The 8,115-nt window shown below is 67.2% G+C and carries 7 protein-coding genes; 6 read left to right on the top strand and 1 reads right to left on the bottom strand.

Annotated features, from left to right (window positions below; genetic code table 11):
• Nucleotides 1-127 precede the first annotated feature (127 nt).
• Nucleotides 128-2,857, bottom strand: a complete 2,730-nt coding sequence (gene aceE, locus GWI24_RS36045; RefSeq protein ID WP_210950249.1) for a pyruvate dehydrogenase (acetyl-transferring), homodimeric type — start codon at nt 2,855-2,857, stop codon at nt 128-130.
• A 472-nt stretch (nt 2,858-3,329) separates the two neighbouring features.
• Here aceE and GWI24_RS36040 point away from each other — a divergent pair, with 472 nt between their 5' ends.
• The 6 genes from GWI24_RS36040 to GWI24_RS36015 all read left to right on the top strand — a co-directional run bounded on the left by GWI24_RS36040 (nt 3,330) and on the right by GWI24_RS36015 (nt 7,950).
• Nucleotides 3,330-3,770, top strand: a complete 441-nt coding sequence (locus GWI24_RS36040) for a DUF3052 domain-containing protein (protein WP_014060347.1) — start codon at nt 3,330-3,332, stop codon at nt 3,768-3,770.
• Between the two features lie 148 nt (nt 3,771-3,918).
• On the top strand, nt 3,919-4,377 hold the full coding sequence (locus GWI24_RS36035; RefSeq protein ID WP_020871584.1) for a peroxiredoxin: 459 nt from the start codon (nt 3,919-3,921) through the stop codon (nt 4,375-4,377).
• A gap of 125 nt (nt 4,378-4,502) precedes the next feature.
• Nucleotides 4,503-5,078 carry a TerD family protein gene (locus GWI24_RS36030; RefSeq protein WP_210950248.1) on the top strand — a complete coding sequence of 192 codons (576 nt, stop codon included), beginning with the start codon at nt 4,503-4,505 and terminating at the stop codon, nt 5,076-5,078.
• A gap of 141 nt (nt 5,079-5,219) precedes the next feature.
• Nucleotides 5,220-5,795, top strand: a complete 576-nt coding sequence (locus GWI24_RS36025; RefSeq protein WP_210950247.1) for a TerD family protein — start codon at nt 5,220-5,222, stop codon at nt 5,793-5,795.
• Between the two features lie 51 nt (nt 5,796-5,846).
• The gene (locus GWI24_RS36020; RefSeq protein WP_210950246.1) at nt 5,847-7,040 is read left to right on the top strand and encodes a DUF475 domain-containing protein; all 1,194 of its coding nucleotides are present in this window, start codon (nt 5,847-5,849) and stop codon (nt 7,038-7,040) included.
• 181 nt (nt 7,041-7,221) lie between these two features.
• On the top strand, nt 7,222-7,950 hold the full coding sequence (locus tag GWI24_RS36015; RefSeq protein WP_210950245.1) for a Tellurium resistance: 729 nt from the start codon (nt 7,222-7,224) through the stop codon (nt 7,948-7,950).
• The last annotated feature ends 165 nt before the right edge of the window (nt 7,951-8,115 follow it).

The following is an 8,115-nucleotide window of genomic DNA, read 5'->3' as shown; positions in this document are numbered from 1 at the left end:
GCGCCTGGGGCGCAGCCCCAGGCGCCAGGGCATCGGGGTGCACGACAACGCGGGGCGGGCTGGAGGTCCAGCCCGCCCCGCGTTCAGCTCGCCGCCGTCGTGGGCGGCCAACTGCCGTCGAAGACGGCTACGCGTCGCCGCCCGCCGGGCCCGGATCGGCGGCGGACACGTCCAGGAGCTGGTAGCGGTCGATCGCCTGCTTGAGGGCCGAGCGGTCGATCTTGCCGTCGCGGGCGAGCTCCGTCAGGACGCCGAGCACGATCGACTCGGCGTCGATGTGGAAGAAGCGCCGCGCCGCGCCGCGGGTGTCGGCGAAGCCGAAGCCGTCCGCGCCCAGCGACTGGTACGTGCCGGGCACCCAGCGCGCGATCTGGTCGGGAACCGCACGCATCCAGTCGGAGACGGCCACCTTCGGGCCCTCCGCGTCGGCAAGCTTCCGGGTCACGTACGGAACGCGCTGCTCCTCCTCCGGGTGGAGCAGATTGTGCTCCTCCACCTCGACGGCGTCCCGGCGCAGCTCGTTCCAGGACGTGGCCGACCAGACGTCCGCCTTGACGTTCCAGTCCTCGGCCAGGATGCGCTGGGCCTCGAGCGCCCACGGCACCGCGACTCCGGAGGCGAGGATCTGCGCCGGGATGGCGCCCTTCTCGCCCTGCCGGTAGCGGTAGAGACCCTTGAGGATGCCCTCGCGGTCCACGCCCTCCGGCTCGGCCGGGTGCTGGATCGGCTCGTTGTAGACGGTGAGGTAGTAGAAGACGTCCTCACTGTTCTCGCCGTACATCCGGCGCAGACCGTCCTGGACGATATGGGCGATCTCGAAGCCGAACGCCGGGTCGTACGCGACGACCGCCGGGTTGGTCGAGGCCAGCAGCTGGGAGTGGCCGTCCGCGTGCTGGAGGCCCTCACCGGTCAGGGTCGTACGACCGGCGGTCGCGCCCAGCACGAAGCCGCGCGCCAGCTGGTCGGCCATCTGCCAGAACTGGTCACCGGTGCGCTGGAACCCGAACATCGAGTAGAAGACGTAGACCGGGATCAGCGGCTCGCCATGCGTGGCGTACGCGGAGCCCGCCGCGATCAGCGAGGCCGTACAGCCCGCCTCGGAGATGCCGTCGTGCAGCATCTGACCGGTCGGCGACTCCTTGTAGGCCAGCAGCAGCTCACGGTCGACCGACTCGTACATCTGTCCCAGCGGCGAGTAGATCTTCGCCGAGGGGAAGAGCGAGTCCATGCCGAAGGTGCGGTACTCGTCGGGCGCGATCGGCACGAACCGCTTGCCGATCTCCTTGTCCCGCATCAGATCCTTCAGCAGCCGCACGAACGCCATGGTGGTGGCGATCTGCTGCTGACCGGTGCCCTTCTTCAGCGTGGCGTAGGTCTTGTCGCCCGGCAGCTGAAGCGGCTTGGCCCGCACGACACGGGTCGGCGCGTAGCCGCCCAGCGCCTTGCGGCGGTCGTGCATGTACTGGATCTCCTCCGAGTCCCGGCCCGGGTGGTAGTACGGCGGGAGGCCGGACTCCAGCTCCTTGTCCGGGATCGGCAGGTGCAGCCGGTCGCGGAAGCGCTTGAGGTCGTCGACCGTCAGCTTCTTCATCTGGTGGGTCGCGTTGCGGCCCTCGAAGTTCGGACCGAGCGTCCAGCCCTTGACGGTCTGCGCGAGGATCACCGTCGGCTGGCCCTTGTGGGCCTTGGCCGCCGAGTACGCCGCGTAGATCTTCTTGTGGTCGTGACCGCCGCGGCCCAGGTGCAGGATCTGGTCGTCGGTCATGCCCTCGACCATCTTGCGCAGCCGCTGGTCGTCACCGAAGAAGTGGTCGCGGATATAGGAGCCGGTCTCGGTCGCGTACGTCTGGAACTGACCGTCCGGCGTCGTGTTCAGCCGGTTGACCAGGATGCCGTCGCGGTCCTGCGCCAGCAGCGGGTCCCAGGTGCGGTCCCAGACCAGCTTGATCACGTTCCAGCCGGCGCCGCGGAACTGCGACTCCAGCTCCTGGATGATCTTGCCGTTGCCGCGCACCGGGCCGTCGAGCCGCTGGAGGTTGCAGTTGACCACGAAGGTCAGGTTGTCCAGGCCCTCACGGGCGGCCAGGGAGAGCTGGCCGAGCGACTCCGGCTCGTCCATCTCGCCGTCGCCCAGGAACGCCCAGACGTGGGAGTTGGAGGTGTCGGCCACGCCGCGCGCCTCCATATAGCGGTTCATCCGCGCCTGGAAGATCGCGCCGAGCGGGCCCAGGCCCATGGAGACCGTCGGGAACTCCCAGAAGTCCGGCATCGACCGCGGGTGCGGGTAGCTGGACAGTGCGTGACCGAGCTTGGACTTCTCCTGACGGAATCCGTCCAGATGGTCCTCGCTCAGTCGGTCGAGCAGGAAGGCGCGGGCGTAGATGCCGGGGGAGGCATGGCCCTGGAAGAAGATCTGGTCGCCGCTGTCGTGGTCCTTGCCACGGAAGAAGTGGTTGAAGCCCACGTCGTACAGCGAGGCGGATGATGCGAAGGTGGCGATGTGGCCACCGACCCCGATGCCCGGGCGCTGCGCCCGGGAGACCATCACCGCCGCGTTCCAGCGGGTCGCGTTGAGGATCTTGCGCTCGATCTCCTCGTTGCCGGGGAAGAACGGCTCGTCCTTGGTGGCGATGGTGTTGACGTAGTCCGTGCTGCGCATCTCGGGCACGGCGACGCGCTTCTCGCGGGCGCGCTCGATCAGGCGAAGCATCAGGTAGCGGGCACGTTCCCGGCCTCGCTCATCGACGGCTGCGTCGAGCGAGTCGAGCCATTCCTGGGTCTCTTCGGGATCGAAGTCCGGGACCTGGCTGGGAAGGCCGCCAATGATGATCGGGTTGCGATCGGATCCGGAAGCCACGCTATTCCTTCGCTTTTCGGTCGTGCGGTGCACGGACATGGATTCGTGCTCTGCTGCTGTCGCGCCGTTCTCCATCGTGTACCTCGGGTACGGGATACGTCACCTCTACCGAGTGGTAACCATCACCAGGTGAGACAGGGCGCTTCGGCGGCCGTCTCACGTGCGACGGCCGAAGCGCAACCTTACGCCCACGACCGGGGTCGTCTGCGTACGACCGTTCGGCACGCGAGCGGCGTAGGGTGGCTAGACACACACGTAAGCTGGACATCCTCGGGCAATCCGGTCGGCCGCGCGCCGTTGCGTGCCGTTCCTCCATGATGGGGGTTGCGGCGACACGTCAACGTTTGGGCGGGATCGCTGGCCGGGTACTTGCGCGATCCGCCCGGCCCGTGTGGACTACGCCCAAGCCCTCGCGTACGCGCGCGGGACGCACATACTCGAAGAGTGAATGAAAGATGACAGGAGGCAATCCGTGAGCGCGACCGCGGACCACGCGGAGGAGCGGACCAACCCTGCCGCGAGGCTGGGTTTCCAGCCCGAACAGGTGGTCCAGGAGATCGGCTACGACGACGATGTCGACCAGGAGCTCCGCGAGTCCATCGAGGAGATCACCGGCCAGGAGCTCGTCGACGAGGAGTACGACGATGTGGCCGATGCCGTTGTGCTGTGGTTCCGGGAGGACGACGGCGATCTGACGGACGCGCTGGTGGACGCCATCCAGATGATCGACGACGGCGCACCGGTCTGGCTGCTGACGCCCAAGACCGGCCGTGACGGCTATGTCGAGCCAAGCGACATCAATGAGGCGGCGACCACGGCCGGCCTGTCCCAGACCAAGAGCTTCAACGCGGGCAAGGACTGGACGGGCAGCCGTCTGGTCACGCCCAAAGCCGCGCGCAGCGGCAAGCGCTGAGGTCAGCGGATCCACACCCCAGAGCCCCCCTCCGTTCCCTTACGGAGGGGGGCTCTGAGCGTAGGCTGGGCCGCGCACCACATGATCAATTCGAATCTTGATCATGTCGAACATGATCTTCCGAACGTAAAGCGAAGGGATGGCTCCCATGGCGATAGAGGTCGGCGCGAAGGCCCCCGACTTCCAGCTGAAGAACCAGCACGGCGAGTCGGTCAGGCTCTCCGACTTCCGGGGCGAGAAGAACGTCGTGCTGCTCTTCTACCCGTTCGCCTTCACCGGCGTGTGCACCGGCGAGCTGTGCGCGCTCCGCGACGAGCTGCCGACGTTCGTCAACGACGACGTCCAGCTGCTGGCGGTCTCCAATGACTCGCCCTTCAGCCTGCGCGTCTTCGCCGAGCAGGAGGGCCTTGAGTACCCCCTGCTGTCGGACTTCTGGCCGCACGGCGAGACCAGCCGCGCCTACGGCGTCTTCGACGAGGACAAGGGCTGCGCGGTGCGCGGCACCTTCGTGATCGACAAGGAGGGCGTGGTGCGCTGGACGGTCGTCAACGGCCTGCCCGACGCACGGGACCTCAACGACTACGCCAAGGCCCTGGAAACCCTGTAGCCAAGGCCAGGCGAAACCCTGTAGCGGCCGGGAACCGCTCACTAGGATCGACGCGTTGATCCTGATGGGAAACCTTTGATGAAGGGGCACGCAGTGCTCCTGACGAACCTTTTTTGGGAGGACTCGTGGGAGTCAGCCTCAGCAAGGGCGGCAACGTCTCGCTGACCAAGGAAGCCCCGAACCTGACCGCGGTCGTCGTGGGTCTCGGCTGGGACGCCCGTACCACCACGGGCACGGACTTCGACCTCGACGCCAGCGCCCTGCTGACCAACGCCGAGGGCAAGGTCGGCAACGACCAGAACTTCGTCTTCTTCAACAACCTCAAGAGCCCCGACGGCTCCGTGGAGCACACCGGTGACAACATCACCGGTGAGGGCGAGGGCGACGACGAGCAGATCAAGGTGAACCTGGCGGCCGTCCCCGCCGATGTCGCCAAGATCGTCTTCCCGGTGTCGATCTACGACGCCGAGACCCGTCAGCAGAGCTTCGGCCAGGTGCGCAACGCGTTCATCCGCGTGGTGAACCAGGCCGACGGCAATGAGCTCGCCCGCTACGACCTCTCCGAGGACGCCTCGACCGAGACCGCCATGGTCTTCGGCGAGCTGTACCGGAACGGCGCGGAGTGGAAGTTCCGCGCCATCGGCCAGGGGTACGCCTCGGGTCTGCGCGGCATCGCGCAGGACTTCGGCGTCAACGTCTGAGCGACGTCCGAGCGCCGTCGAAGGCCGCCGAAGGCCGTCGACAGGGCAATCATTCCGGCGCCGCACCCCCCGCGCCCCAGGGGCAGGGGTGCGGCGCCGGACGCGTATCACCCATGCAACACCCGGGGAGGAAACAGCATCATGGGCGTCACACTCGCCAAGGGGGGCAATGTCTCCCTCTCCAAAGCCGCTCCGAACCTCACACAGGTGCTCATCGGCCTGGGCTGGGACGCGCGCTCCACCACCGGAGCGCCGTTCGACCTCGACGCCAGCGCCCTGCTGTGCCGGTCGGGGCGGGTGCTCGGCGATGAGTACTTCATCTTCTACAACAACCTCAAGAGCCCCGAGGGCTCCGTCGAGCACACCGGCGACAACCTCACCGGCGAGGGCGAGGGTGACGACGAGTCCCTGCTGATCGACCTGGGCTCCGTCCCGGCCGAGGTCGACAAGATCGTCTTCCCGGTCTCCATCCATGAGGCCGAGGCCAGGCGCCAGACGTTCGGGCAGGTCAGCAACGCCTTCATCCGGGTGGTGAACCAGGCGGACGGCCAGGAGCTGGCCCGCTACGACCTCTCCGAGGACGCCTCGGGCGAGACCGCGATGATCTTCGGCGAGGTCTATCGCTACGGCGGCGAATGGAAGTTCAGGGCCGTGGGGCAGGGGTACGCGTCGGGTCTGCGCGGCATCGCTCTAGACTTCGGAGTCAACGTTTCGTAAAGCCGCGTAAAGCGCGCGGGGGAGACCTTACGACGAAGGATTGGGTTGGCAGTGCTCCTCAAAACCTTTGGTTGGTCGTTCGCCATCACGGCGATCGGTCTGGCCCTGGCCGGCGTCCTCTGGGGGTGGCAGGGGCTCGCCATCGTCGGGATCCTCTCGATCCTGGAGATCTCGCTCTCATTCGACAACGCGGTCATCAACGCGGGCATTCTGCGCAAGATGAACGCCTTCTGGCAGAAGATCTTCCTGACCGTCGGCATCCTGATCGCCGTCTTCGGCATGCGCCTGGTCTTCCCTGTGATCATCGTCGCCGTCACGGCCAAGATGAGCCCCATCGAGGCCGTCGATCTGGCGATCAACGACAAGAACCAGTACGAACACCTGGTCACGGCGGCGCATCCGGCGATCGCGGCCTTCGGTGGGATCTTCCTGCTGATGATCTTCCTCGACTTCATCTTCGAGGAGCGGGACATCAGGTGGCTGGGGTGGCTGGAGAAGCCGCTCGCCAAGCTGGGCAAGCTGGACACGTTCTCCATCGTGGTCGCCCTGATCGGGCTGCTGATCGCCGCCACCACCGTGGCCACCGACGTGGCCCACGGCGGTGGTGACAAGAGCGCCACCGTCCTGTTGTCCGGCGTCGCCGGTCTGCTCACCTATCTGATCGTCGGCGGCATCTCCGGCTACTTCGAGGACAAGCTCGAAGAGGAGGAGGACGAAGACGAGGACGAGGAGGCCGGTGCGGCCGAGGTCGAGGGCGACGAGGGCGCGAAGGCCGCTCCGAACGCCCAGCTCAACGGCAGCGGCGGCCGTGGCTCCGGCGGCGCCTCCGTGGTCGGGCTGGCCGGCAAGGCCGCGTTCTTCCTCTTCCTCTACCTCGAGGTCATCGACGCGTCCTTCTCCTTCGACGGGGTCATCGGCGCCTTCGCGATCACCAACGACATCTTCGAGATGGCGCTGGGTCTGGGCATCGGCGCCATGTACATCCGGTCGCTGACCGTCTTCCTGGTCCGCAGGGGCACCCTGGACGACTACGTCTACCTGGAGCACGGCGCGCACTACGCGATCGGCGCGCTCGCCGTGATCCTGCTGGTCACGATCAAGTACGAGATCAACGAGGTCATCACCGGCCTGGTGGGCGTGGTGCTGATCGCCGCCTCGTACTGGTCCTCGCTTCGGCGCAACCGCCGGGAGGCGGCCGCCGGGGAGGATTCGGAGGCCAAGACGGAAGTCACCTCCGGAGTCTGACCGCCGGGAGTGTGACACGGCGGCGATTGAGGAACGCTCTGAGCGGGGCGGCCGAGGTCTTCCGACCTCCCGGCCGCCCCGCGGCGGTTGAGCGGTTTGACGGGCGGCTTGTGGGGCTGCTTCCCGGGCAGCCTTCGGCCGGCTTCGAGGCAGCGAGCGACGAAGGGTGGGGGTGCGCACCATGGCGTTCTGGAACAACTGGGGACGGTCCGCATGGCGTCAGTTCGACAGCGGTGACGCGTCCGGTGTGGTCGAGCTGACCAAGCGGCATGCGTCGATCTCGCTGACCAAGCAGGGGGCCGCCACCGGCAATCTGCGCATCAATCTCTCCTGGCAGATGCGCACCTCGGACTTCAACAGCAAGCCGAGGCGCGGCTCGCTGCGCCATCCGCTGCAGATGTTCAAGCCCGAACCGGTGCAGGCCCAGGGACCCGCGTTGGTCAATGTCGACCTCGACCTCGCGGTGATGTACGAGCTGAAGAGCGGCTCCAAGGGCGTGGTGCAGCCGCTGGGCGAGTTCTTCGGCAATCTCAACGAGCCGCCGTACGTCAAGCTCAGCGGCGACGACCGGTTCGGCTCCGGGTCCGGTGAGACGGTCTACGTCAACATGGACCACAAGGACGACATCAAGCGACTGCTCGTCTTCGTCTACATCTATGACGGCACCCCCGCCTTCGACCGCACCCACGGCCTGGTCACGCTCTATCCGAGCAATGGGCCGCGGGTGGAGATCGCACTCGACGAGCGCGCCCCGCAGGCGCGCTCCTGCGCCGTCGTGCTGATCGAGAACGTCAAGGGAGAGATGATGGTCCGCCGCGAGGTGAAGTACGTCTACGGCTTCCAGGCGGAGCTGGACCGGCTGTACGGCTGGGGCCTCCAGTGGGGCCGGGGCTACAAGTCCAAGGTGTGACCCCGGCTCGCCCTCCGGCCCCCGACCCCGTCTGTCCTCACCTGTTCTGGAACTGCGGGCCCTGCGGCGGCAGGACGAAATGGGGGTCCGGCACCTGGGCGGGGATCGGCGGCGGGGGCGGCGGCACCGGCCCCGTCGGCTGCACCTGCTGCGGATAGCCGTACG

Source organism: Streptomyces sp. MK37H, from assembly GCF_018035285.1.
GTDB lineage: Bacteria > Actinomycetota > Actinomycetes > Streptomycetales > Streptomycetaceae > Streptomyces > Streptomyces endocoffeicus.
This window is presented reverse-complemented; position numbering and strand designations above follow the sequence as displayed.